Origin of the sequence: Pseudomonas sp. N-137 (assembly GCF_034555295.1) — a bacterium.
Lineage (GTDB): Bacteria > Pseudomonadota > Gammaproteobacteria > Pseudomonadales > Pseudomonadaceae > Aquipseudomonas > Aquipseudomonas rhizophila.
Genome location: NZ_JAXUDQ010000026.1, coordinates 78,248 through 103,197 on the forward strand (window position 1 = coordinate 78,248; position 24,950 = coordinate 103,197).

Here is a 24,950-nt window from a genome sequence, read left to right on the forward strand (position 1 = left end):
CTCGCCAAAACCTCGTGCAGGCTGACATGTCGCGTCTCACAGCGCGTGGGTGGATTCCCTCGGAGGAGGCGCTGCGAGGGCTCTGTTCCGGGCCTTTCGCCGGTTCTATCGGTATCTGGCACCGCCCTTGCTCTAGCGTCTGCAACCGACCCGTTCGGACTGCCAATAATAAAAAACGAGGTGTCCCATGTCTCTGCACCGAGGGTTTTGCTGCCCAGGTCGTCCATCTACTCAACTGCCGGTGGCGCCATGAGTCGCCGTCCACTGACCGTGGGCATTATTGCCAACCCGGCGTCGGGGCGCGATGTGCGACGCCTGACCGCCAACGCCGGGTTGTTTTCCAGCACCGACAAGGTTTCGGTGATCCAGCGGCTGCTGGCCGCCTTTGGTGCCACCGGTATCGAGCAGGTCCTGATGCCGACCGACATGACCGGCATTGCCGCCGCCGTGCTGAAGAACAGCCACAGCCGCCAGGCGCGCAGCAGCCATTGGCCGGCCCTGGAATTTCTCGACCTGACGCTGCGCCAGACCGTCGAAGATACGCGTCAGGCCGCGCGCCTGATGGCAGAACGCGAGGTGAGCCTGATCGCCGTGCTGGGCGGCGACGGCACCCACAAGGCCGTGGCCGCCGAAGTCGGTGATATCCCGCTGCTGACCCTCTCCACGGGCACCAATAACGCCTTCCCCGAACTGCGCGAAGCCACCAGTGCCGGATTGGCCGGTGGGTTGTACGCCAGCGGCCGGATACCTGCGCAGATCGGCCTGCGTCGCAACAAACGCCTGTTGGTCTGCGATGCCGGACGCGGTTTGCGCGAAGTCGCCCTGGTGGACGTCGCCGTGTCGCCGCTGCGCTTTGTCGGCGCCCGGGCCATCAGTCGGGCGCAGGACCTGGCCGAGGTGTTCGTGACCTTCGCCGAGCCGCAATCCATCGGCCTGTCGGCGCTGTGCGGCTTGTGGTTCCCGGTGTCACGCCAGGCAGCGGGTGGTGCCTGGATGCGCCTGGACCCGCAATCGCCCGAAGCGTTGCTGGTGCCGCTGGCCCCTGGTCTGTTGCAAGGCTGTGGCGTGCTCGCCGCCGGGCCCTTGGAGCCTGGCATCGCCCATGGCCTGTCGCTCTCCAGAGGCACCCTGGCCCTGGACGGCGAACGGGAAATCGAATTCAACGCGCAGGACCGGCCCACGGTCACCCTCGATGCCGGCGGCCCGCTGAGCATCGATGTCAACGCGGTGCTGGCCTACGCCGCGCAACAGCGTTTGCTGGCCATCGGCCGCGAACACCCGCAACACCCTCTGAATCTTCAAGAAGACACCCCAGGAGAATAAAAATGTCGACACCGCTCACCCACGATCAACTGCTGCACGCCTATCAGGTGATGCGCACCATCCGCGCTTTCGAAGAGCGCCTGCACGTGGAGTTCGCCACTGGCGAGATTCCCGGTTTCGTCCACCTGTATGCCGGCGAAGAGGCGTCGGCCGCCGGCGTCATGGCCCATTTGGGCGATGACGATTGCATCGCCTCCAACCACCGAGGCCACGGTCATTGCATCGCCAAGGGCGTGGACGTGTACGGGATGATGGCCGAGATCTACGGCAAGAAGACCGGCGTCTGCCAAGGCAAGGGCGGCTCCATGCACATTGCCGATTTCGAGAAAGGCATGCTCGGCGCCAATGGCATTGTCGGGGCGGGCGCGCCCCTGGTGGTGGGCGCCGCGCTGGCCGCCCGGCTCAAGGGCACCGACAGCGTCGCCGTGGTGTTTTTCGGTGATGGTGGCTCCAACGAAGGCGCGGTATTCGAAGCCATGAACATGGCCTCGGTGTGGAACCTGCCGTGCCTGTTCATCGCTGAAAACAATGGCTACGCCGAAGCCACCGCGTCCAATTGGTCGGTGGCCTGCGATCACATTGCCGACCGCGCCGCCGGTTTCGGCATGCCCGGGGTGACGGTGGATGGCTTTGACTTCTTTGCCGTGCATGAAGCCGCCGGGGCCGCCGTCGAACGCGCCCGTGCCGGGGAGGGGCCTTCGCTGATCGAGGTCAAGCTGACCCGTTACTACGGCCACTTCGAGGGCGATGCCCAGACTTATCGGGCACCCGACGAGGTCAAGCATTTTCGCGAGAACCAGGATTGCCTGATGCAGTTTCGCGAGCGCACCACGCGGGCCGGATTGCTCACCGTCGAGCAGTTGGACCAGATCGACAAGGAGATCGAGTTGCTGATCGAAAACGCCGTGTACAAAGCCAAGTCCGATCCCAAGCCCACCGCGGCGGACCTGCTGACCGACGTCTACGTCTCCTATCCCTGAACGCTCTTCATAAAACAAGAACAGAGAATCCCATCATGGCGAGAAAAATCAGCTATCAGCAGGCAATCAACGAAGCCCTGGCCCAGGAAATGCGCCGCGATTCCAGCGTCTTCATCATGGGCGAGGACGTCGCCGGTGGTGCCGGCGCGCCCGGTGAAAACGACGCCTGGGGCGGTGTGCTCGGTGTCACCAAGGGGCTTTACGACCAGTTTCCCGGGCGTGTGCTGGATACGCCGCTGTCGGAAATCGGTTACGTCGGCGCGGCGGTCGGGGCGGCTACCTGTGGCGTGCGCCCGGTGTGCGAACTGATGTTCGTCGACTTCGCCGGGTGCTGCCTGGACCAGATCCTCAACCAGGCGGCGAAGTTTCGCTACATGTTCGGCGGCAAGGCCTCCACGCCGCTGGTGATCCGCACCATGGTCGGTGCCGGCCTGCGCGCCGCCGCCCAGCATTCCCAAATGCTCACCTCCTTGTGGACGCACATTCCGGGGCTGAAAGTGGTGTGCCCGTCGTCGCCCTACGACGCTAAGGGCTTGCTGATCCAGGCGATCCGCGACAACGACCCGGTGATCTTCTGCGAGCACAAATTGCTCTACAGCATGCAGGGCGAGGTGCCGGAAGAGCTCTACACCATTCCCTTCGGCGAGGCCAATTTCCTGCGCGACGGCAAAGACGTGACCCTGGTCTCGTACGGGCGCATGGTCAATACCGCCATGGACGCGGCCCGCAGCCTGGCCGGGCGCGGCATCGATTGCGAGGTCATCGACCTGCGCACCACCAGCCCGATGGACGAGGACAGCATCCTGGAAAGCGTCGAGAAAACCGGGCGCCTGGTGGTCATCGATGAGGCCAACCCACGCTGCTCAATGGCCACCGACATTTCCGCGCTGGTGGCGCAAAAAGCCTTTGGCGCGCTCAAGGCGCCGATTGAAATGGTCACCGCGCCCCATACCCCGGTGCCGTTCTCCGATGCCCTGGAAGACCTGTACATCCCTGACGCGGCGAAGATCGAACAAGCCGTGCTCAACGTGATCGAGTGGAGCAAGCGCTGATGAGCCAGATTCATACCCTGACCATGCCCAAGTGGGGCCTGTCGATGACCGAAGGCCGGGTCGATGCCTGGCTCAAGGAGGAGGGCCAGGCCATCACCAAGGGTGATGAAGTGATGGATGTGGAAACCGACAAGATTTCCAGCAGCGTCGAAGCGCCGTTCTCCGGGATCTTGCGGCGGCAGGTTGCCCGACAGGACGAAACCCTGGCGGTCGGCGCCTTGCTCGGGATTGTCGTCGACGGTGAAGCGAGCGATGCCGAGATCGATGCGGTCATCGAGCAGTTCCAGTCGTCCTTTGTGCCCGGCGACGCTGCCGACGAAGACAGCGGCCCGAAACCGCAGAAAGTCGAACTGGATGGCCGGGTGATCCGCTTTTTCGAGCGTGGCGAAGGCGGCACGCCACTGCTGCTGGTGCATGGTTTCGGCGGCGACCTGAACAATTGGCTGTTCAACCACGAAGCACTGGCGGCCGGGCGTCGGGTCATCGCCCTGGACCTGCCGGGCCATGGCGAATCCGCCAAGACACTGCAACGCGGTGACCTGGACGAACTGAGCGGCGTGGTGCTGGCCTTGCTCGATCACCTGGACATCAACGCTGTGCATCTGGTGGGGCATTCCATGGGTGGGGCGGTGTCGCTGAACGCCGCGCGCCTGATGCCCCAGCGAGTGCGGTCGCTGACCTTGATCGGCAGTGCCGGGCTGGGCGCGCAGATCAATGGCAGCTACCTCAAAGGTTTTGTCGAAGCGGCCAACCGCAACGCCCTCAAGCCGCAACTGGTGCAACTGTTCTCCAATGCCGAGCTGGTCAACCGGCAGATGCTCGATGACATGCTCAAGTACAAGCGCCTGGAGGGTGTGGACGCTGCGCTGTTGCAACTGTCAGCGACGCTGTTCGCCGACGGCCGCCAGCAGGTGGATTTGCGTGAAGTGGTGCAGGCCGGACACGTGCCGACGCTGGTGATCTGGGGCAGCGACGACGCGATCATCCCGGCAGCCCACAGCGACGGGCTGAGTGCCCAGGTCGAGGTGCTACCTGGCCAGGGGCACATGGTGCAGATGGAAGCGGCCGAGCAGGTCAACCGGTTGATCCTCGGGTTCATTGAGCAGCACTGATCAAGCGGGCGGCGCGGTGATTCGTCGCCCCTACAAAATTCTGGAGGCAACGCTATGAACGTTTCAATCAAGCCTACCCGCAGCATGCGCGCCGCTGTCTGGCATGGCCGCAACGACATCCGCGTCGAAGACGTGCCGCTGCCCGTAGCGCCGCCCGCCGGCTGGGTGCAGATCCGCGTGCAGTGGTGCGGCATCTGTGGTTCTGACCTGCATGAATATGTGGCCGGGCCGGTGTTCATTCCGGTGGACGCGCCGCATCCGCTGACCGGCATCAAGGGCCAGTGCATCCTCGGCCATGAGTTCTGCGGTGAAATCGTCGAATTGGGGGCTGGTGTCGAGGGCTTCAGCGTCGGCGAGCCGGTGGCGGCCGATGCCTGTCAGCACTGTGGCACTTGCTATTACTGCACCCACGGGCTCTACAACATCTGCGAAAACCTGGCGTTCACCGGGCTGATGAACAACGGTGCGTTCGCGGAGCTGGTCAATGTGCCGGCCAATCTGCTTTACAAACTGCCTGCCGATTTTCCCGCCGAAGCCGGCGCGCTGATCGAGCCGTTGGCGGTGGGCATGCATGCGGTGAAAAAGGCCGGCAGCCTGTTGGGCCAGAACGTAGTGGTGGTCGGCGCCGGTACGATCGGCCTGTGCACCATCATGTGCGCCAAGGCCGCCGGCGCGGCGCAGGTGATCGCCCTGGAAATGTCCGGTGCGCGCAAGGCCAAGGCCCTGGAAGTCGGGGCCAGTCATGTGATCGATCCGAACGAGTGCGACGCCCTGGCCGAAGTCCGTCGTTTGACCGCTGGTCTGGGGGCCGACGTCAGTTTCGAGTGCATCGGCAACAAGCACACCGCCAAACTCGCCATCGACCTGATCCGCAAGGCGGGCAAATGTGTGCTGGTGGGGATTTTCGAGGAACCGAGCGAGTTCAACTTCTTTGAACTGGTCTCCACCGAGAAGCAGGTACTTGGCGCGCTGGCCTACAACGGTGAATTCGCCGACGTGATTGCCTTCATCGCCGATGGGCGCCTGGACATCTCGCCGCTGGTGACCGGGCGCATCCAGCTGGAGCAGATCGTTGGCCAGGGGTTCGAGGAACTGGTCAACAACAAGGAGCACAACGTGAAAATCATCGTGTCACCCGCACGGATCTGAGCGCGCCTGAGGTGGGCGATTGGCGATGGCCGGCAAGGCCATCGCACTTTTTATCTCAGGTATAGGCCAGCAAGCGCCCACACAACACCACCGTGAACCATATCGCCACGGACAGCACCGCCTGCGCTTTTGCCAGTCCTGGTGCCGCGCTGGCGGTGTTCCATTGGCTGACCGTGCGATAAATCCCGAGGTGAAACACCAGGGCGTTGAGGCCCGCTGCCGCAATCAGGCACAGCTTGAGGATAAACACGCCATTGCCGGCGAAGTCATGGGGATGGGCGCTGAACATCATCAAGCCGGCGGGTACGATCAACAGCAGGGCCGCAAGGGCCCAGGGCAGTAGATGGCGGGCCAGCGCCGTCACGGCAATGTCCTTGGACACCCCAAGCACCCGCAAATCGAACATCACCACCGCGCCCACCAACAGCGAAAACCCGATGATGTGCACCACCTCCACCAACGGGTAGAGCCACAGTTCGCCGCGCATGGCCAGCGCCAGGGACGAACCTTCCAGTTGGTCCAGCCAGCCCTGCGGGTCGTTGCCTGCCTCGATGGCCTGCATCAGCGCAACTCGACGGTCTTGTTGTCGACGGTGATGCGTTCTGCGCGCAACTCATCGGGTTTGTTGCGGTTTGCATAGCCGACCACGCCCACCTGGTTGCCAGGCTTGAGCATGTCCTTGCTCAGGCCTCGGTTCTCCATGCGTGACGGCGGGGCGAGGACCACGGTCCAGGTTTTGTCCGCCGTTTTCAGGCGCACGAAGCCATGGGGATGCGAATAGCCGGATTCTTCTATCGTTCCGTTGAGTTGCAGGGTGTTGTCAGTGTCGTACTCGCTCCAGCCGTGATGGGCCAGGGCTGTCGTTGCCACCAGCATCAACGATAAGCCGATGCAACCGAGTATGTGTTTCATGGCAGGTCTCCTGTTGGATCATCGGTTCAGCCCGGCAGGTAGTTGCGCCAGACGCGGTCTTCGCCGAGCTGCAGTGACTGCTCGTCTTCTTCGCGAAACCTGCGGTCGCAGTCGAGGAAGAACTCATCGAGTTGCGGCGGCTTGACGTGGGTGGCACTGAGCATGGTGTGGACCTGTCCGCGATGATGGATCTGATGTTCGAACAGGTGCAACAGCAGTCGGTCGATTCGTTCGCGCACCACCTCGTCGACACGCACCAGATCGACGGAGCGGGCGAGGTCGGTTTCCCGCAGGGCTTCGCAGAATGCCACCAGTCGCTGGTCGGTTTGAGTTTGATTGTGCCGTAGTTGGGCAAAGGCCAGCGTCTCGGAAAAATCCTTTATCTGGCCGTCACGGTCGCCTTCCAGGGCGGTGAGGTAATAGCGGTCCACTTCCAGGATGTGGCAAAGCGTGGCCTGGATGGACGGGAAGAACCCCGTGCGCGGTGCCTGGTATTGGGCCTCGCTCAACGGCGCGCAGGCAGTGAGTAGTCGGTGATTGGCCCACTGATTGTTCAGGGCCTGGGCCAGGAAATAGTTCATGGGGCACCTTGTGTGCGAGCTGGCTCACGATGAGGGCGGCACATCCAGCATAGTCGATTCAGACAGACCGCTATCGCGAGCAGGCTCGCTCCCACAGGGATTTGTGGTGAATGTGGGAGCGAGCCTGCTCGCGATGGCGGCGGCGCTATCACCGCCGGTCAGCGCCATGTCCTGCGGTCAAAGCCCCACATCCGGCAACACCGGCCGATTGGCCAGGGCCTTGGCCATGATCTGCTCGACGTACACGCGATCTTCCTCCGGCAGCGCCAGGCGTGGTGGGCGGGTGAGGGAGCTGCCGCGACCGGCGATGGCTTCGCACAGTTTGATGCACTGCACCAGGTCGGCGCGGGCGTCCAGGTGCAGGATCGGCATCAGCCATTCATAGATCGGCATCGCTTCGGCAAAACGTCCGGCGCGGGCCAGGCGGAAAATGGTTTCGCCTTCTTGGGGGAACACGTTGGACATCCCCGAGACCCAGCCTTCGGCACCCACGGCCAAGCTTTCCAGCACCACGTCGTCCAGGCCTGCAAACAACACAAAGCGGTCGCCCACTTCATTGCGCACGTCGATGAAGCGCCGGGTGTCGCCGGACGAATCCTTGAAGCACACCACGTTGTCGCAATCGGCCAGGGAAATCAGGATGTCCGGGGTCACGTCATTCTTGTAGATCGGCGGGTTGTTGTAGACCATCAACGGCACGTCGGCATGCCGGGCCACGTAGCGGAAATGCTCGGCGGTCTCGAACGGCTTGGAGCCATAGACCAGCGCTGGCATCAGCATCACGCCGTCGACGCCAACCCGGCGCACCGCGTTGGCGACCTTGGCCGCCTGCACGCTGGTGAACTCGGCCACGCCGCAGATCACCGGCACCCGGCCCCGGGCAGCATCCACCGCCACTTCGGTCACGGCGATTTTCTCCTCGGCGCTCAGGGAGGTGTTTTCCCCCACCGAGCCGCAGACCACCAGGCCTGACACGCCATCGCGGATGACGTTGGAAATCACTTGATGGGTTTTTTCCAGGTTGATGGAAAAGTCATCGTTGAACTGCGTGGTGACGGCGGGGAATACGCCGCTCCAGTTGATGCGTTTGCTCATGGTTGTCTCCGGTTGTTAATGGTATGTGGCGAGGGAATTTGTGGGAGCAAAGCTTGCTCCCACAGGGGGCGATGCCAATTCAAGAAGTCATGCGCCAGGCCAGGTATCCGAAAGCCGATACCCCTGTGGCCAGGGATCTGCCGGGTCGAGCAGCAACTGATGCGTGCCGGTGATCCACGCGCGCCCGGCGATGCACGGATAAATCGCCGGACGCCCGGCCACTTCGGTCAATGAATCGATACGGCAGTGGAACTCGGAGCCGATGATCGAGCGGCCGATGAAACGCTCTCCCACTTGCATCAACCCCTTGGCGTGCAACACCGCCATGCGCGCCGAGCAACCGGTGCCGGTGGGGGAGCGATCGATCTTGCCGGGCTGGATCACCACGGCGTTGGCACCGCTGGCGATGCCGTTCTCCAGGACGATGGGCGCGGCAATCTGGCAAAACGAGATATGCGACCAGTCCGGGTTCAACGGATGGACAAAGCCCAGTTGCTCGTTGGCGGCCCGGGTGATTTTCAACCCCACGGCCACCAATTCGGCCGCTTCATCAGGACGGATAGCAAAACCCAGGCGCTGGGCGTCGACGATGACGAAACTGTCGCCGCCGTAGGCAGTGTCCACCTGCAGCGACCCCAGTCCCTCGACTTCGATCCAGGCATCGAGGCGGTCGGCGAAGGAGGGCACGTTCTTGATTTCCACCCGTTGGACTTTACCGTCGCGGCAGTCGGCCACCGCTTCGATCAGCCCGCCGGGCGCTTCGAGGACCAAGCGCGTCTGGGGCTCGGTCATGGGCAGGATGCCGCTATCGAGCAACACAGTGGCGACGCACAACGAGTTGGAACCGGACATCGGCGGTGTGTCTGCCGGTTCCATGATGATCCAGGCCATCTGCGCCCGCGGGTCCTTGGCCGGCACCAGCAGGTTGACGTGACGGAACACGCCGCCACGGGGCTCGTTGAGGACGAAGTTGCGCAGGGTCTGGTCCTGGGCGATCCAGCGTGACTGTTCCCATACGGTGGCACCGGGCGGTGGTGCGACGCCGCCGACGATCACATCGCCGACTTCGCCTTCGGCGTGGCAGCTGACTACATGGATGATTTTCGATGAGCGCATGAGTCAAATCCTTGTGTTGTCTTGTAGGGCCTCATCGCGAGCAAGCTCGCTCCCACAAAGGGTTCTGTGGTGTACACGAAACAGTGTGGGAGCGAGCTTGCTCGCGATGGGGCCATCGCTATTTCACCGACTTGAGAAACGCCGCCGTCTCCGGCTGCACAGGGTGGCCAATCACCTGATCCGGTGGCCCGATCTCATGGACCCGCCCGTCGCAGAAAAACGCCACGCGGTCGGACACGTCCCGGGCGAAGCGGATCTCGTGGGTCACCAGCACCATGGTCATGCCGTCTTCGGCGAGCATGCGCATGGTGTCCAGCACTTCGCCCACCAATTGCGGGTCCAGGGCCGAGGTGGCTTCGTCGAAGAGCATGTAGTCCGGCGACATCGCCAGGGCCCGGGCGATCGCCATGCGCTGTTGTTGACCACCGGAAAGCTTGCCGGGGAAGGCCTTGAGCTTGTCTCCCAGGCCCACATGCTCCAGCTGTCGCAGCGCCAGCGCTTCGGCCTCCTGCTTGCTTTTGCCCAGCACTTTGCGAGGCGCCAGCATCACGTTTTCCAGCACGGTCAGATGGGGGAAAGCGTTCCATTGCTGGAACACGATGCCGATCTTTTGCCGCAAGCGGTTGAGGTCGGTGGCGCGGTCGTGGACCTCGATGCCGTCCACGCGAATGCTGCCTTTGTGGATCGGCTCCAGGCCGTTGATGCACATCAGCAGGGTCGATTTGCCGGAGCCGGAGCCACCGATGATCGACACCACTTCCCCTTTGTCCACCGTCAGGCTCACGCCCTTGACCACTTCCAGCTCGCCAAAGGATTTGTGTACGTTCTCGATCTCAATCATTTTCCTGCCACCTTCTTTCCAGACGTGCGCCAAGGCGGGCGACCACCAGGCTCATGACGTAGTAAATGAGGCCCGCAATGCACAGCACCAGCAGCGGTTCCTGGATGCGGGTGACGATGGTTTGCGAGGCGCGCAGCAGTTCGACGATGCCGATCCACATCACCAGCGCGGTGTCTTTCATCACGCCCAACACCAGGTTCAGCCAGCCAGGGAATGCGACCCGCGTGGCAATCGGCAGGACGATGTAGCGCAGATCCTGCAGGTAACTCAGGCCCAGGGAGCGACTGGCCCGCCGGGTACTCAACGGCACCGCCAGCACGCCACCGCGCACGATCTCGGTGAAGTAGGCGGCGGCGTAGACGCCGAGCACGATGCAACCGACCGCGAAGGCGCTCAGGTTCAGGCCGACGATGCTCTTGAGGGCGTTGAACAGCACGAACTGGATCAGCAGCGGAACGCTGCGAAACACGTCCAGTACCCAGGCCAGTGGCAGGCTGGCCCGCGGCAGCAATGCCCGCAGCAGGCCGAACAGCAAGCCGGCCAGGGAACCCAGCAGGATCGACCACGCGGTCAGTTGCAGCGTGACCCAGGCCCCGTCGAGCAAGAACAGCAGGTCGTTAAGGGTGAGGCTGGTGGTAAACATGACGCGCCCTCAGTAACGAAACAATCGCCAGGACAACAGCCGGGCCAGCCCGACGATCAGCTTGGCGATCAGGTAATACAGCACCGCCGCGAGGGCGAAGTATTCGAAGGTGCGGAAGGTCTTGACGTTGTATTCCTGGGTGACGCCGGTCAGGTCGTTGTTCAGGCCCACGACCACACCCAGGGAAGTCATCAGCACCGCCCAGACCATCTGGTTGGTCAGCGGGTAGAACACGATGCGCAGCAGTTGCGGCACGATGATCATCCGGTAGGCCTGCCAGGCGCTCATGCCCAGGGAGCGGGCGGCGCGCATCTGGGTACTCGGCACGGCCTTGAGGCCGCCGCGAAAGTTTTCCGCCAGGTAACCGGCGTTGTTGAAGGTAATCCCGGCCAGCAACGCCAGCCAGGAACTGACGTGCAGCCCGAGAGAGCCGAGGCCGAAGTAAAGGATGTAGATCTGGAACAGCGAGGGCGTGTTGCGGGCGATCGACACCCAGCCATTGCCCACGCCGCGCAGCAGCGGATGGCGGGCCTGGCGCATCACCGTCAGCACCAGGGCGATCAGCACGCCGAAGATCATCGACAGCGCCGCGGTCTCGAAGGTGACCCAGGCCCCGGCGAGCATGTCGGGCAGGGCACGCAAGGCCGGGCGCCACTGGAAACTGTAGTCAAACATCGGTCAGGCCCCCCGTATGGACAGTCGGTTGCAGCCACGTCGGCGGTTGACCGCTGGCCGTTGCGCTGCACGCGGCTTCAACGCACTGCGCAAGGCTGGCGAAGTGCACGCCGCGACCGACCAGACCCGGTGCGTAATGGGCGTATTTGCCGGAGTTGGTCATTAGGGTGGTGGCCTCGGGCGGAATGACCGGCTCGCCCAACATGCACCAGCAGGTGTCGGTGACCAGGAGCGCGCCGAAGGCTTCGATAGCCTGCAGATGGCCCGCTTCGCGAGCCTGTTCCAGTACCGCTCGGCCACAGGTGATCGCCAGCACCACCTCCGGATGTTTGTGGCGGCCTGCGCACAGGGCCGACAGGGCGGCGAATTCGCTGAGGGAAAAATGCGGATTGCCCAGGGAGACCACGTCCACCTGGCGGTGCCGGGCGCTGTTGAGTTCGCGCCAACTGGCGAGCAGGCCGGCAACGCTGACAGTGTCCTGCGGCAAACTGACTCCAGGCTCCAGGACATCGACCGGGTCGAGGGCCTCGGGCGTCACCCCGGCGATGTGGAACAGCGGCGCGGCGCTGGTGGTGGCGAACGCGGCGCCGAAGGCTTTCAAGTCGTCCCGCGTGGGGGCGGCGTGCTCCAGGCCGCGGATCAGTGGAATGCGTCGGCCCGTCAGGCTGCCGATGTGATAACCCAGCAGCGGATAGAAACTGTCGTCCACGGGCCCCAGCGGCGGCACATCGATAATCAGCGCGGCTTTGCGCTGTGCGTCAAGATGGCAGCCGGTCAATGGCGCGCGACCACAGAGGGCGATGCAGATGTCCAGGAAGTCCGGATACTTCTGCGTGCGGGCACCGAGCACGCTGTTGGCGTAGACCACGGCGTTGGATTCGGCCCAGACGATCTGTTCGCCAGCCTTGGGCGCGCTGTCGAGCAGGTAGGGGGCACAAGTGAAACTCAACTGCGCACCCATTGCCATGTAGGCATCCCCCAAGGCGCTGGCCGGCTCACCCAGGGCGGGGTCGACGCCCAGTTCCCGCCAGCGCCGCTGGTCCACGGAGATCGAATTGAGCGTGGTGGGCACGCGCACCTTCGCGCCCCACTGCACCAGTTGTTCGGCAAAACGCAGGCTGGCCGGGCCGGTATAGATGCAGCCATCGATGTGGGCCTGGGTCACATCCAGCAGTTGTGTAGCGCCCTGGATCTGGGCCATGCGCAATACAATCTGCATTGCGACCTGGGCCGCCTTGCCGTGTCTGCCGTCCAGCAGCGCCTGGTCCTGTTGGCTGAGGCTGATGGTTGAACCGCTGAGCGCGGGGGTTGGAAAGTCCAGCCCATGCCAGCCATCGTTGGGGCGCTGACCTGACAAGGTCAGGCAAGCGCCTTCAATGCGCACAAAACCCTGGCCGCGCAACCGCTTGAAGGCCTCGTGCCCGACACACACCACCGGCAGGGAGCGCTGGAAAATCACCTGCGCCACCAGCACGCCCAGGGTCAGGATTTCATCGGCCTCGGCCAGCACCAGGGCCGCAGGGGCGTGGCCGTTGCTGATCAGCTCCATCAGCACGCTGCTGCCGGTGCAGGAGCCACGCCCGCTGGGAATCGCCAGCACACGCCCGGCCAGGCGTTCGCCGCTCAACGGATGATGGCGGTCAATCACCTCGCCGCTGGCCGGCTCGACCCCGCCCCAGAAACTCAGGCCCACATCGGCGTACAGCAGGGTGCCCTGGGCGGCACCCTCCACCAGACTTCGGCCCGTCACACGGGTAGGCGTGCTTGGCATACTTCAATCCTCAGTAGTAAACCTGCGGCACCACCAGGTCGGCCGGCGGGATGTCGGTGCCCACCCATTTGACGAACAGCTCCTTGTAACGGCCAGTGCGCACCTGCTGGTTGACGAAGAGGTTAAGGTAGTTGATCAACCCGTACTCGTTGCGCTTGGCGCCAAGGGACACGTAGTCGATGACATAGGGCGCGTTGCCCGCGATTTTCAGGTTCTTGTACTTGCCCGACTTGATGGTCGCGGCCGCCACGGTGTTGGTCACCACGGTCGCATCGATGTGGCCCTGGGCGACGGCCAGCAGCGTGTCGTTCTGCGACTGGTAGGCGCGGAAACTGCCGCTGCCCCAACTCTTCTGGTCTTTTTCCAGGGCGATGGCTTCGTAGGTGCCGCTGGTGTTACCCAGAGGTTTGCCCTTGAGGTCGTCGTAGCTGTTGATGCCGGTATCGTCGCGGGTCAGCACTACCATCTGGAACGCGAAGTAGGGCACGGTCAGGCCCACGGTCTTGGCCCGCTCCAGGGTGTCGGAGGTGGAGGCGACGATCACGTCCGCACGGCCGGAAACAAGCGCCGGGATCCGGTCCGGGAACGGTGTTTCCACCACTTCGGGTTCCACGCCAAGGACTTTCGCCAGGTCGTGGCAATAGTCCACGTCAAAACCAGCGGGTTTATTGCCAGCGTCACGAAAACCCATGGGCGGGAAGTCCAGGGTCACGGCGCAGCGCAGCTTGCCGGAGCCGATGATGTCGTCGAGTTTGTCGGCGTGAGCGGGGGCGATGAAAAGGGGCGTGAGGGCAACGCTCAGGGCTACAGCCAATGCAGGGTTTTTCATAAATGCCTCGCTGTCGAATAAATGCGGATGAAATATCGTATTGAGGATTTCGTATACGATATTAAATAAAGCAAGCAGCGTGCCGGTTTGAGGTTGAGTCAGTGGTCATTGGTAAGGCTTTGATGTGCATGCATTAAAAGACGTGGAGCTGCGTCAGACGCCGAACAACGCTTGCGTGCGGTGTTACAGATAGGAGCAATCGCAGTCCCCATGCCCCACCAGGGAACACCGGTCAGCGCTGATTTTCGCGATACTGGCTGGGTGAAAGGCTGGTCAAGGCGCGGAACTGCCGGCTGAACGCGCTGTGATCGGTGTAGCCGCAGCGCAGGGCGATTTCGGTGATGGGCAGGTCGTGGTCCAGTAACAATCGCGAGGCTTCTTCCAGCCGCGCCTTGTGAATCATCTGCCGGGGCGTGAGCTGGAAGATGCGCTTGCAGTGGCGCTCCAACTGCGCCACTGACAACCCAGCGATAGCGGTCAGGTCGGCAAGGCTGATGGGGTGGGCGAAGTGCTGTTTGATATGGGCATCCACCGCCGCCAGTTTGTGGAACGCGGGGTGACTCGACTGGGGCAGTTGCAAGTCCCGGGAGATCCCGGCCAGGCCGACGATCTGGCCGTTGGGCGCATGCAGGGCGAGTTTATGGGTCAGGCACCACACCGGCTGGTTGCCGTAGTACAGGTGCAGTTCGAGCTGGTCGGCCAGTTCCCGGCCGCTGGCCAGCACCCGTCGGTCCTGCTCGGTGTACAGCGGGCCGAAACGCTCGGGAAAAACCTGCTCGGCAGTGAGGCCCAGCAGGTCAGCGCTTTGTTTGAAGCCGCAACGCCGGGCCAGGGTCTGGTTGACGAAGGCATAGCGGGCTTGCCTGTCCTTGATGAAAAACACCACGTCCGACAGGGTGTCGAGCAACGGCGCGATGGGTTGCAGGCTGTTGAGCAGGGTCGGTAAATCGCAGGGGGCGAAGGAAGTGAGCGTGGGGTACATGGTCCAGCATCGCCTTCTGATGGGAGCGAGCGTGCTCGCGGTAGCGCAGTGTCGATCGAAAATACGGGACCTGTCACCTCGCAATCGCACGATGGTTCGCACAGTTCTTTATGAATGACCCGAAGCAACTGTGGGAGCGAGCCTGCTCGCGATAGCGGAGTGTCAGTCAACATCAATGCTGCTGAACCGGCGCTATCGCGAGCAGGCTCGCTCCCACAGGTTGGGCTTGCACGGGCTCAAGTGGGCGGGGTTTCTTCCAGGTGCAGCAAAGTCTCGATCCGCGCCGGGCTGAAGGGCGGGCGCGGCGTGGGTGAGGGCCAGCCGAACAGATGTTCCAGCGCGGCAGCGCAGACCCGTCCCTGGCAGGCCCCCATGCCGCACCGGCTCGCCAGTTTCGCTGCGCGCCAGTCCTGGTGGTCGACCAGCTCGCCATACGGCACGTCTTCGCAGCGGCACACCAGTGTGTCGTCCCGAGCGAGGGTCTTGAGTCGCGCGTCCAAGGCGAAGGCCTTGTTCAACGCCCGGGCGAAACCTTGCCAGCGTGCCCGGCGAGGCCACAAGCGTTGAGCGGCGACACTATTGCCAACGGCGCTGTGGCCGGCGATGGCGCCTTCCACCAGCGCCAGTTCGCTGCCACCGAACCCGGTGCATTCACCGGCGGCGTAATGGTCGTGGCGGGTAGTCGCTTGCCAGGCGTCAACAGCTAGCGCCTGGCCTTCAAGACCACAGCCCAAGGCCTGGCCGAGCTGAGTATTGGGAATGAGCCCGAACCCACAGGCAAGACGGTCGCAGGCCAGTTCAAGTGTCTTGCCCTGTTGTAGCAGGCGCACGCCCTCAAGCCGCTCGCGACCCAGGGCCTCCAGCACATGCGTGCCGGTGCGGTAGTGGGGATCGAAAAGGCTGAACGACTGCAAAAACTTGCCCGGCCAGCGCGGCAACTGCGCGGCGAAACCGGCGACGGCGCGATGATTGGCCTGCTCGGCGATCCGCAATACCTGCGCCCCTTGATGTTTGGCGGTGGCGGCGCTGGCCAGCAACAACGGACCGCTGCCGGCGATCACCAGCCGTTCGCCGCGCACTGGCAGGCCACTCTTGATCAATGCTTGTAAACCACCGACGGCGGTCACCCCCGGCAGCGTCCAGCCGGGGAAGGGCAGCAGCAGTTCGCGCGCGCCGGTGCACAGGATCAAGCGCTGGTAGGTGATCTGCCAGCCGCGCTCGGCATCTTCCACCAGCAAGGTTTTATCGGCGGCGCAGGCGATGACGCGGGTGCCGGCGTGGCAGCGCACATTGGCGCAGGCCTGTAATGAGTTGCGCAGACGTCGGGCCTCGGCGGGGAGGTGAGCTTGGGGGCCGTCGCGCCAGATCTGCCCGCCCGGCAATGGATTATCGTCCAGCAGCACAATGCGCATACCGCTGCTTGCCGCGGCCAGGGCGGCAGCCATGCCGGCGGGGCCGGCGCCGATGATCAACAGGTCGGTGGTTTCGTTCATGGTCGTGTTTGCACTTGCATGCCATCGCGACACAGTGTCTGGCAGGCCAGGCGTCGATGGCCATCGATCATCACCCGGCATTCCTGGCAAATGCCCATGCCGCACAGAGGCGCGCGGCGCTGGCCGCTGACCGAAGTGCGGCCGCAACCGTCGGCTCCCAGGGCAAGGGCGGCGGCGACGCTGGTGCCGCTGACGACAGTGAGCGGGCGACCATCGAGAAACAGATCAGGCATGGGCCGGTTCTCCCAGAAAACGCTGTGGCAGGTACGGTTGCGTCGCCAGCGGCGAGGTTTCGTTGAACAGTTGCGCGGCCAACAGATCGGCCGTTGCGGGTGCCGTCGTCACGCCCAGGCCTTCGTGACCCACCGCCAGCCACAGGCCAGGGCGTTGCGGATGTTGCCCCACCAGCGGCAGGCCGTCGGGGCTGGCGGCGCGAAAACCGGTCCAGGCGCGGATGCCGTTGAGGTGTGCCAGGCCTGGCATGTAGTCGACAGCACGTTTGAGCATCTTTGCCAGCATCCAGCCTTCCACCTGCGGGTCGACGGTGCCGAACTGTCGCGAGGCACCGATGAACAGCTGCCCGGTCGGACGCGGCTGGATATTGCACGCCACCGATGGACCGCTGGCGTTGTGAGCGCTGGTGACATACCCCAGCTCCACCAGGGTGTGGGAGACGGTGGCGGGGTAACGATCGGTGATCAACAAATGGCCCTTCTTGGCTTCGATCGGCAACTCCGGGCACAGCTCGGTGGCCTGGATGCCATTGGCGAGAATCACCGCTTCTGCGTTCAACCAGCGACCGTCCTCAAGACGCACTCGATGGCCGTCCACTTCAATGACCTGGGCGCGTTGCTGAGCAATATTGGCCTCGTCCAGCATCCAGCGCGCGGCAGCCGGGGCGTACAGGATCCCGTCGCCCTTGATCAGCAGGCCGCCCTCCAGGCCTTCGCGCAGTTGCGGCTCACGCTGCTGCAGGGCCGCACGCCCGATCAGCTCGCAGTCTTCGCCATGAGCCAGCAGGTTCAGGTACTTGCTATGGGCAACGGCCATTTCCTCGGCATTGGCCGCCAGCCACAGGGTGCCGTTGTTGCGCCACGCGCAGGCGTCGGGCAGGGCCGGGGCCAACTGGCGCCAGCGCTGCAGGGAATATTGGCTGAGGGCCAGTTCCGCCGGGTTGTCGTCCAGCACCAGCAAGTGGCCCATGCCGGCGGCCGTGGCACCGTGCCAACCGGCATCGAGTACCAGGACCTTCAAGCCTCGCCGGGCCAACGTCCGGGCGCAGGCGGCGCCGATGATGCCGGCACCGATGATGATCACATCGGCGACGTGGCCGGCGTTCACGGGACGATGCCCCAGGCGAACGGATCATCCGGCTCAATGACCAGCGTGGTTTCGGCGCTGATGTAGGCGCGGCCGCGAATGGTCGGCACGATGCGCTCGCCGTCGAACTCATAGGAGCCTTCGAATTCACTGCCAATGACACTGGCCTGGCGCCAGATCTGCCCGGGTTGCAGTTTTCCGTCAGCGGCCAGGCACGCCAGTTTGGCGCTGGTGCCGGTGCCGCATGGGGAGCGGTCATACGCCTTGCCGGGGCAGAGCACGAAGTTGCGGCTGTCGGCGTGCGGGTCATCGGCGAACAGTTCGATGTGATCGATCAGGCCACCGTCCTCACCCCGCAGACCTTGCTGTTCCAAGGCCTGCTGCACGGCGTAGGTGTAGGCGGTCAGCGCGTCGAGGTTGTCGCCCGCCACGCGCTGACCATGGTCCGCGATCAGGAAAAACCAGTTGCCGCCCCAGGCCACATCGCCCACCACCGGGCCGATACCGGGCACCTCCAGGCTCAGGGCCTTGCGGTAACGGTAGGCCGGCACATTGCGTACGCTGACCGAACGGTCCTCATGCAAGGTCGCTTGCACCGTGCCCACCGGGGTTTCGACGGTGTGCACGCCAGGGCCGATCTTGCCCAGGTGTGCCAGTGACGTCACCAGGCCGATGGTGCCGTGGCCGCACATGCCCAGGTAGCCGCTGTTGTTGAAGAAGATCACCCCGGCACAGGCGCTCGGATCCTGCGGCTCACAGAGCAGCGCACCGACCAGCACATCGCTGCCCCGTGGCTCCAGCACACAGGCGGTGCGCCAGGCGTCATGCTGTGTCGCCAGACGCTGGCGGCGCTCGGCCATGCTGCCTTGGCCCAGGTCGGGAAAACCGTCGGTGACCAGACGGGTCGGTTCGCCGCCGGTATGGGAATCGATCACGGTAATGCGTTTCATGGGGGGCCACGTCCGTTCAGATGAGTGACGGCAAGCGTGGCCCGCGCTGGGGGGTGACGGCTTGATGGATTTATCTGTCACTCATGACGAAATCGGCACAGCAGCGGCGCATCAATGGCTCGAAGGCAGGAACTCGAACAGCGTTTTGCAAACGCCGGCGATGTGTTCGTCCAGTAACTTCACCGCCCGCTCCACATCACCGGCGCGGCAGGCCGCAAGAATTTCCCGGTGTTCGTGGTCGGCGCGTTCCTTGCCGGCCGAAAGGCTCATCTGCATGCGCAGGTAGCGCTCCAGCTTGTCGTGCACCGAGCGGATCAAACCCACCAGAAAGGGGCGTTGCGCCGGCTCGTAGAGACAGGCATGCAATTGCCAGTTCAGTTCAGCCCAACGACCCACGTCGTCTTCACCGATGAACTCACGGCAGATGCTCTCGGCGCGGACGAAGGTCTCTTCGGTCATGTTGGGAATCGCCAGACGCAGTACTTTGTCTTCCAGCAGCATCCGCACCTCGAACATCTGCGCCAGCTCCGCCTCGGAAATGCGCGTGACCATCGCCCCGCGATTGCGCTGGAACATCACCAGCCCCTCGGCTTCCAGGCGCTTGAGGGCTTCGCGCACGGGAATCTTGCTGACGTTGAACTGCCGGGCGATGTCGTCCTGGCGAATGGGCTCGTCCTCGGCAAAATGCCCGGCCACGATGGCTTCGCGCAGATGACGGGTGATGATTTCCGAAGTGGAAGGGGTGTTGCCCAGATCAGGCAGATTGAACTTGGATAAGGTCACGGCGGCGGTCGTTTGGCTTGGTTGGGGATATGGTATACGACTTTGCCAGCAGTCGCGTTGTGCAGTTGGCACGTGCCAGGAAGGGGTATTTTGCTAGGTTGTGAATGGGAATTTGTGTCAAACAAGAATGAGTTGCTGTATCTTTCGCGACACATTCTTGTCGGCCTCTGGGGGGCTGACGTATTTTCGTTAGGATTGTGCATCGATGCGTCGGATTCTCGTTTCACTGTGTGTGCTCCAGGCTTATTCCGTATCCACGTGGGCAGACGAGCCCATGGCCGCAACCTCCGCACCGGTGGAACTGCAAGCCACGGACATCGTGGGTCTTTCGGATATCGAGTCCGCGCAGGGGCCCGTCAAGGGATACCACGCGACCCGTTCGGCCAGCGCGACACGTACCGACACCGCGATTCATGAAACCCCACAGTCGATTTCCGTGGTTTCGCGCGACGTGGTGGAAGACCTCAGCGCCACCCGGCTACAAGACGCGCTCGATTACGCCGGCGGGGTCGGCAGGGCGAACAACTTCGGTGGCCAGGGCCTGACCACGTTCACGGTCCGCGGCTTTACCACGGGCGAGTTCTACCGCAACGGTTTCCCGATCAACCGCGGTTACCCGAACATGCCAGATGCCAACACCATCGAGCGCCTGGAAGTGCTGCGCGGCCCGGCGACGATGTTGTACGGCCGCGGCGATCCAGGCGGCACCTTCAACGTGGTGTCCAAGCAGCCATTGGCCGAACGCACTGTGACCCTGGGCAGCCAGGTCAGCGACCAGGGCATGCGTCGCGGGACCCTGGATGCCTCAGGCCCGCTGGACGAAGAAGGACGCCTGGCGTATCGCCTGAACGTGATCGGCGAGGGTGGCGATACGTTCCGCGACCACGTCGAGACCGAACGCTACGGCATTGCGCCGGTGGTGACCTGGCAGGTCAACGACACCACGCGCCTGACCTTCGAAGGCGACTTCATGCGCAACAATGCGCCGCTGGACCGTGGCTTGACCCATTACGCCGGCCAGCGCGGCACCGCCTCGCGCGATACGTTCTTCGGCGAGAAAGACGCCGGCAAGTTGCACAACGACAACAACATGCTGCAGGTGCGTTTCGAGCACATGCTCAACGACGACTGGACCTTGGCCGGCGGCACCCAATGGCTGGACGGCACCCTGCAGGGCAACGCGGTGGAAGGCAACGGCATCGCCGCCGACGGGCGTACCCTGGGGCGCAATTTCAACTATCGCAAACTGGAGTGGACTGACCGGGACACCCAACTTAACCTCACCGGGCGTTTTTCCACGGGTGGGTTCGAGCACACACTGTTGACCGGCATCGAGTATGAAGATTACGACTACCAGTCCATCATCAAACGTTCCGCCGCGGGGAGCAGTGCTTATCCAATCGATATCTTCGATCCGGTGTATGGCCAGCCACGCCCGGCGCTGACACGCACGCCCACCGATGATCAGGAAAACCTCAAGACGTTTGGCGTATTCGTGCAGGATCAGGTGGCGCTGACTGAGCGCTTGAAGCTGTTGGCCGGGGCACGTTTTGAGCGGTTCGAGCATCAGTACGAGAGTTTCGTCCCTCAGACCCCGCCTGGTAGTCGGAACTGGGACGTCACCGACAGCGCGGTCACCCCGCGCCTGGGTGTGATCTACGATTTGACCGACACCTTGGCTGTCTATGCCAATACCGCGCGCTCGTTCAAACCCAACAACGGTGCCAGTCGCGAAGGCGGCGGGTTCAAGCCGGAAGAGGGCAAGTCTTATGAGATGGGGATCAAGTGGGAAGCCTTGGATCGTCAGTTGAGTGTCGATGCGGCGGTGTACCAGATCGAAAAACGTAACGTGCTCACCACTGACCCAGTGGATTCCACCTTCAGCGTGGCCGCTGGCGAAGTGCGCAGCCGTGGTTTTGACCTGAACATGGCGGGCAATTTGACGCCGGAGTGGCGCGTGATTGGTGGTTACGCGTATGTGGATGCCGAAGTGACCAAGGACATCAATATCCCGTCCGGCACCCGCTTGCTCAACGTGCCCAAAAACACCTTCAGCCTGTTGAACGTCTATGAGTTCCAGGATGGCGGCCTCAAAGGGCTGGGCCTGGGACTAGGCGCCAAGTATGTGGATGAACGGGCCGGCCAGACGGCGGCGACTGCGTTCTCCATGGACAGCTACACGGTGGTGGACCTGCTCGGCTACTACAAGGTCAACGAGCGGATCCGCCTCAACCTGGACCTGAAGAACCTGTTCGACGCCGACTACGAAGAAGGCGCTTTCGGTAACGTCTATGCCTACCCAGGTGCACCGCGAACCGTGCAGGCCGGCATCTCCTATACGCTCTGAACTCCAGGCGTCATGAAAACCCCGGAGGTTGTGCCTCCGGGGTTTTTCTTTTTACCACTTGCCTGTATTACCACTTGCCCGTGCTCATCCCGCCGTCTACCGGCAGTATCGCGCCGGTCGTGAAATCAGCGCGCGCCAGGTACAACACGGCCTCGGCAATTTCCTCGATGGTGCCGACTCGACCGGCCGGGGCCAGGTTGTTGAGGAAGTCGCGGTGCGCCGGGTCATGCATGGGCGTGTCGATGATGCCGGGGGCGACCGCGTTGACCTTGATGTTGTGGGGCGAAAGCTCCAGCGCCAGGGCACGGGTCATCTGGTTGACTCCGCCTTTGATCAACACCGGCAGCGCCGCCGGCACTTGGATGTTCGGTTGCAGGGCCACGGCGGCGGAGATGTTGATGATGAAACCCTGCTGACGACCGATCATGTGTGCGGCAGCCGCCTGGCTGGCGTAGACCAGACCCTTGAGGTTGGTGTCCAGCAGCGCTTCCAGGTCCTGGGGGCTGTATTCGATGAAAGGTTTTGGCAGGAAGAAGCCGGCGTTGTTCACCAGCCCGTCCACGGCCCCGAAGGTTTCGATGGCTTTGTTGATGAGACGGGTTGAAGTCGCCGGGTCAGCGATATCACCGGCCACGCCAATGAAGTTCGCCGGGTGGGCGAGCTGTTGCGCGGCGCTGTCCAGGCCGGACTGAGAGCGGGCATTGCCCACCACGTTATAGCCCCGATCCAGGAACGCCTGGACCAGACCCAGGCCGATGCCACTGGAGGCGCCGGTGATGATGACGGTTTTGTTGAGGCTCATGATTGGACTCCTGATCAATTGAATTGAAACCGTTGCGCCGATGTTGGCGGTGGTTGAGATCAGGGTATTGATGCGCTTGGGTTTGATAAATACGGGGGCTGGTACTTGAGTTGATACGTCATGTAATTAATTCAATGTGGGAGCGAGCCTGCTCGCGATGACGGTATTCCAGCCAACATCAATGTGACGGGTCCATCGCCATCGCGAGCAGGCTCGCTCCCACAGGGTTAATCATCAGGCACAAAAAAGCCCGGTCAGTTGGACCGGGCTCGGGAAGGTAGAACCGTCACTCTTTGGGCAAGCTTCGGTATTGCGTCGTCGTCATACCCGCGTAACCCCAGTTATCGGTGTCGACTTCCTCGATCACGATGTGGGTCAAGTGCGGGTCCTTGCCCAGCACCCGTTGCAGGGTTTCGGTGATCTCGGAAATGACCTGGGCTTTCTGTTCGCGAGTGACGCCGTCGCGGGTTATACGCACATTGACGAAAGGCATGATGCACTCCTGCTGATGAGAAATGAGCGCAGGAGGTTCCCGCGCCACGGGGGCCACTATATTTATACGCCTGCGGCTGATAAACAGGTGTCTGGAAACTTCAGTTGATACGCGGTGTAACGAATCATGAAGCGTCATTTCGAAGACTTGCAGTTGGGCAGCATAGAACTGTTCTGCCTGGCGGCGGAGGCAGGGAGTTTCACTGCGGCGGCGCAGCTTGCCGGTGTGACTCCGGCGGCGGTGAGTCGCTCGATTTTTCGTCTGGAGGAGCGCCTGGGTTCGCGTCTTTTCGTGCGCACCACACGCAGCATTCGGCTGACGGAAGCCGGCAAGACCTATTTCGAGCAATGCCGGCAAGCGCTGACGCAACTGGTGGAGGCGCAACAGGAGATGATGGGCGCGCAATCGGTGCCGTCCGGGCAACTGCGCATCAGCCTGCCCACCACCTACGGTCATCACCGCATCCTGCCCTTGCTGCCGGCCTTTCGGGCGCTGTACCCGCAAGTGACGGTGGACCTGCACCTGAGCAACCGAAACATCGACTTCGTTGCCGAAGGTTATGACCTCGCCATCCGGGTGCGAGCGCAACCCGACTCATCGATGATCGCTCGGCTGCTGGAAGACGCGAAACTGGTGGTGGTCGCGTCCCCGGATTACTTGCGCAAGGCCGGCACGCCGCAGGTCCTTGAAGACCTGGACGACCACGAGTGCATCCAGTTCGAGCTGCCTAGTAGCGGCCGGCGGATTTCCTGGTTGTTCAATGTCGAAGGCAAGGAAAAGGAGGTGTTCGGCGAAGGGGGTTATTGCTGTTCGGACGATGTGCTCGGCGGCGTGACGCTGGCCAAACATGGCGCCGGCTTGTTCCAGACCTACAAATTCATCGTGGAGCAGGAGCTGGCCAACGGACAATTGGTGGAGGTACTTGCGCCTTTCGCAGGGCGCTCACGTCCGTTCACCTTGCTGTATCCCCACGGTCGGTACGTGCCGCAGCGGGTGCGCGCCTTTGTCGATTTCCTGCTGCAGTACCGGGAGCAGTGGGCGGCGGATTGAAGTAACGGTGACCTGTGGCGAGGGGATAAATCCGCTCGCCACATTGAATCCCTGCCGCTTCACGTTAACTAACGGCGCCCACGGAGATTTTTAGCTCAGAACCGAAACGCCTGCCGCCCAATCAGCAGCCACTTGCCATTCTTCTGCTTCTGCCAGATCTGAAAGTTCTCGATTTCCGTCGGAACCACTTCGGTGCCTTTGAGCGCTTGCGCGGAGAAGTGGTGACGCACCAGGGCCACATCGCCTGACAGGGTGATTTTCTGATCCTTCATCTCCAGGGTCTTGAACGCGCTCTTGCCGGTTTCGATGTCGGCAATGAAGGCTTTCTTGTCCTGAATCTTCCCGCTGGAGTGCCCGTAGGTCAGGTTTTCGGCGGCCAGTGCCTGGAGTTGTGGGATGTCTTTGTGCAGCATGGCTTGGGTCAGGTGGTCGACGGCCTGGGCCACTTCCTGCTCGGCCGATGAAGAGGCAGCCGCGACGTAGCCGCTGAACAGGCACAGAAAGCTGATGACCAATGTGGCTTTTTTCATGGGTATTTCCTTATTTTTGTAGGTATCGGAGCGGATTAGCGTTTTCAGCTGATCTCGTCTGTCATCGTACAACTTGTTTGGGGTGACGGGAATAGGTCGTCAAGTTTGGTCACTGCGGAGG

26 protein-coding genes are annotated in these 24,950 nt (G+C 62.8%); 7 read left to right on the top strand and 19 right to left on the bottom strand.

What is annotated here, in order from left to right; all coding sequences use genetic code 11:
• Positions 1–249 precede the first annotated feature (249 nt).
• The 5 genes from T3A99_RS17865 (at position 250) to T3A99_RS17885 (ending at position 5,616) form a co-directional block, all read left to right on the top strand.
• Entirely contained in the window at positions 250–1,323 is a 1,074-nt protein-coding gene (locus tag T3A99_RS17865) for an ATP-NAD kinase family protein (RefSeq protein ID WP_139050474.1), read from the top strand.
• A 2-nt stretch (positions 1,324–1,325) separates the two neighbouring features.
• Positions 1,326–2,303 carry a thiamine pyrophosphate-dependent dehydrogenase E1 component subunit alpha gene (locus tag T3A99_RS17870; RefSeq protein WP_047228963.1) on the top strand — a complete coding sequence of 326 codons (978 nt, stop codon included), beginning with the start codon at positions 1,326–1,328 and terminating at the stop codon, positions 2,301–2,303.
• A gap of 35 nt (positions 2,304–2,338) precedes the next feature.
• Positions 2,339–3,355 carry an alpha-ketoacid dehydrogenase subunit beta gene (locus T3A99_RS17875; RefSeq protein WP_047228964.1) on the top strand — a complete coding sequence of 339 codons (1,017 nt, stop codon included), beginning with the start codon at positions 2,339–2,341 and terminating at the stop codon, positions 3,353–3,355.
• A complete protein-coding gene (locus T3A99_RS17880) occupies positions 3,355–4,467 on the top strand; it encodes an acetoin dehydrogenase dihydrolipoyllysine-residue acetyltransferase subunit (RefSeq protein ID WP_322834635.1) in 1,113 nt (370 codons plus the stop codon). Before T3A99_RS17875 ends, T3A99_RS17880 begins: the two co-directional genes overlap by 1 nt.
• 84 nt (positions 4,468–4,551) lie before the next feature.
• Positions 4,552–5,616, top strand: a complete 1,065-nt coding sequence (locus T3A99_RS17885; RefSeq protein WP_230682633.1) for a 2,3-butanediol dehydrogenase — start codon at positions 4,552–4,554, stop codon at positions 5,614–5,616.
• Positions 5,617–5,671: 55 nt separating this feature from the next.
• Here T3A99_RS17885 and T3A99_RS17890 read toward each other — a convergent pair whose 3' ends face one another.
• The 16 genes from T3A99_RS17890 to T3A99_RS17965 form a co-directional block, all read right to left on the bottom strand.
• Positions 5,672–6,178 (bottom strand): DUF6644 family protein, encoded by a 507-nt coding sequence (locus T3A99_RS17890; RefSeq protein WP_274091103.1) that lies wholly within the window; start codon positions 6,176–6,178, stop codon positions 5,672–5,674.
• Positions 6,178–6,528 (bottom strand): DUF6152 family protein, encoded by a 351-nt coding sequence (locus T3A99_RS17895; RefSeq protein ID WP_047228968.1) that lies wholly within the window; start codon positions 6,526–6,528, stop codon positions 6,178–6,180. The genes T3A99_RS17890 and T3A99_RS17895 overlap by 1 nt, the downstream gene beginning before the upstream one ends.
• A gap of 26 nt (positions 6,529–6,554) precedes the next feature.
• Positions 6,555–7,109 carry a DinB family protein gene (locus T3A99_RS17900; protein ID WP_322834636.1) on the bottom strand — a complete coding sequence of 185 codons (555 nt, stop codon included), beginning with the start codon at positions 7,107–7,109 and terminating at the stop codon, positions 6,555–6,557.
• 177 nt (positions 7,110–7,286) lie between these two features.
• Complete coding sequence (locus T3A99_RS17905) at positions 7,287–8,204, bottom strand: dihydrodipicolinate synthase family protein (protein ID WP_310662917.1); 918 nt, start codon at positions 8,202–8,204, stop codon at positions 7,287–7,289.
• An 87-nt stretch (positions 8,205–8,291) separates the two neighbouring features.
• Positions 8,292–9,320, bottom strand: a complete 1,029-nt coding sequence (locus T3A99_RS17910) for a trans-3-hydroxy-L-proline dehydratase (RefSeq protein ID WP_139050470.1) — start codon at positions 9,318–9,320, stop codon at positions 8,292–8,294.
• 118 nt (positions 9,321–9,438) lie between these two features.
• Positions 9,439–10,161, bottom strand: a complete 723-nt coding sequence (locus T3A99_RS17915; protein ID WP_322834637.1) for an amino acid ABC transporter ATP-binding protein — start codon at positions 10,159–10,161, stop codon at positions 9,439–9,441.
• A complete protein-coding gene (locus tag T3A99_RS17920) occupies positions 10,154–10,804 on the bottom strand; it encodes an amino acid ABC transporter permease (RefSeq protein WP_076385195.1) in 651 nt (216 codons plus the stop codon). Before T3A99_RS17920 ends, T3A99_RS17915 begins: the two co-directional genes overlap by 8 nt.
• 9 nt (positions 10,805–10,813) lie before the next feature.
• Positions 10,814–11,479, bottom strand: a complete 666-nt coding sequence (locus tag T3A99_RS17925; protein ID WP_047228974.1) for an amino acid ABC transporter permease — start codon at positions 11,477–11,479, stop codon at positions 10,814–10,816.
• The gene (locus tag T3A99_RS17930; RefSeq protein WP_322834638.1) at positions 11,472–13,250 is read right to left on the bottom strand and encodes an aconitase X; all 1,779 of its coding nucleotides are present in this window, start codon (positions 13,248–13,250) and stop codon (positions 11,472–11,474) included. The genes T3A99_RS17925 and T3A99_RS17930 overlap by 8 nt, the downstream gene beginning before the upstream one ends.
• A 10-nt stretch (positions 13,251–13,260) precedes the next feature.
• On the bottom strand, positions 13,261–14,079 hold the full coding sequence (locus T3A99_RS17935) for a transporter substrate-binding domain-containing protein (protein ID WP_047228976.1): 819 nt from the start codon (positions 14,077–14,079) through the stop codon (positions 13,261–13,263).
• Between the two features lie 232 nt (positions 14,080–14,311).
• Positions 14,312–15,061: an AraC family transcriptional regulator gene (locus T3A99_RS17940; RefSeq protein WP_076385191.1), complete on the bottom strand. Its 750-nt coding sequence runs from the start codon at positions 15,059–15,061 to the stop codon at positions 14,312–14,314.
• Between the two features lie 236 nt (positions 15,062–15,297).
• Positions 15,298–16,554: an FAD/NAD(P)-binding oxidoreductase gene (locus tag T3A99_RS17945; RefSeq protein WP_322834639.1), complete on the bottom strand. Its 1,257-nt coding sequence runs from the start codon at positions 16,552–16,554 to the stop codon at positions 15,298–15,300.
• The gene (locus T3A99_RS17950; RefSeq protein ID WP_076385187.1) at positions 16,551–16,787 is read right to left on the bottom strand and encodes a 2Fe-2S iron-sulfur cluster-binding protein; all 237 of its coding nucleotides are present in this window, start codon (positions 16,785–16,787) and stop codon (positions 16,551–16,553) included. Before T3A99_RS17950 ends, T3A99_RS17945 begins: the two co-directional genes overlap by 4 nt.
• On the bottom strand, positions 16,780–17,895 hold the full coding sequence (locus tag T3A99_RS17955) for an FAD-binding oxidoreductase (protein WP_322834640.1): 1,116 nt from the start codon (positions 17,893–17,895) through the stop codon (positions 16,780–16,782). The genes T3A99_RS17950 and T3A99_RS17955 overlap by 8 nt, the downstream gene beginning before the upstream one ends.
• Positions 17,892–18,824, bottom strand: coding sequence for a 4-hydroxyproline epimerase (locus tag T3A99_RS17960; RefSeq protein WP_047228981.1), 933 nt, complete (start codon positions 18,822–18,824; stop codon positions 17,892–17,894). The genes T3A99_RS17955 and T3A99_RS17960 overlap by 4 nt, the downstream gene beginning before the upstream one ends.
• Positions 18,825–18,935: 111 nt before the next feature.
• The gene (locus T3A99_RS17965; RefSeq protein ID WP_047228982.1) at positions 18,936–19,607 is read right to left on the bottom strand and encodes a GntR family transcriptional regulator; all 672 of its coding nucleotides are present in this window, start codon (positions 19,605–19,607) and stop codon (positions 18,936–18,938) included.
• A gap of 205 nt (positions 19,608–19,812) precedes the next feature.
• Between T3A99_RS17965 and T3A99_RS17970 the strand changes: the two genes are divergently transcribed.
• Positions 19,813–21,954: a TonB-dependent siderophore receptor gene (locus tag T3A99_RS17970; protein ID WP_322834641.1), complete on the top strand. Its 2,142-nt coding sequence runs from the start codon at positions 19,813–19,815 to the stop codon at positions 21,952–21,954.
• A gap of 67 nt (positions 21,955–22,021) precedes the next feature.
• On the opposite strand, the gene T3A99_RS17975 is transcribed toward T3A99_RS17970, so the two are convergent.
• Positions 22,022–22,756, bottom strand: coding sequence for an SDR family NAD(P)-dependent oxidoreductase (locus T3A99_RS17975; protein WP_281459300.1), 735 nt, complete (start codon positions 22,754–22,756; stop codon positions 22,022–22,024).
• 286 nt (positions 22,757–23,042) lie between these two features.
• Positions 23,043–23,249 carry a tautomerase family protein gene (locus T3A99_RS17980; RefSeq protein ID WP_003202537.1) on the bottom strand — a complete coding sequence of 69 codons (207 nt, stop codon included), beginning with the start codon at positions 23,247–23,249 and terminating at the stop codon, positions 23,043–23,045.
• Positions 23,250–23,375: 126 nt separating this feature from the next.
• Here T3A99_RS17980 and T3A99_RS17985 point away from each other — a divergent pair, with 126 nt between their 5' ends.
• Complete coding sequence (locus T3A99_RS17985) at positions 23,376–24,299, top strand: LysR family transcriptional regulator (RefSeq protein ID WP_322834642.1); 924 nt, start codon at positions 23,376–23,378, stop codon at positions 24,297–24,299.
• 95 nt (positions 24,300–24,394) lie between these two features.
• Here T3A99_RS17985 and T3A99_RS17990 read toward each other — a convergent pair whose 3' ends face one another.
• Positions 24,395–24,829: a nuclear transport factor 2 family protein gene (locus tag T3A99_RS17990; protein WP_047228987.1), complete on the bottom strand. Its 435-nt coding sequence runs from the start codon at positions 24,827–24,829 to the stop codon at positions 24,395–24,397.
• Positions 24,830–24,950 lie beyond the last annotated feature (121 nt).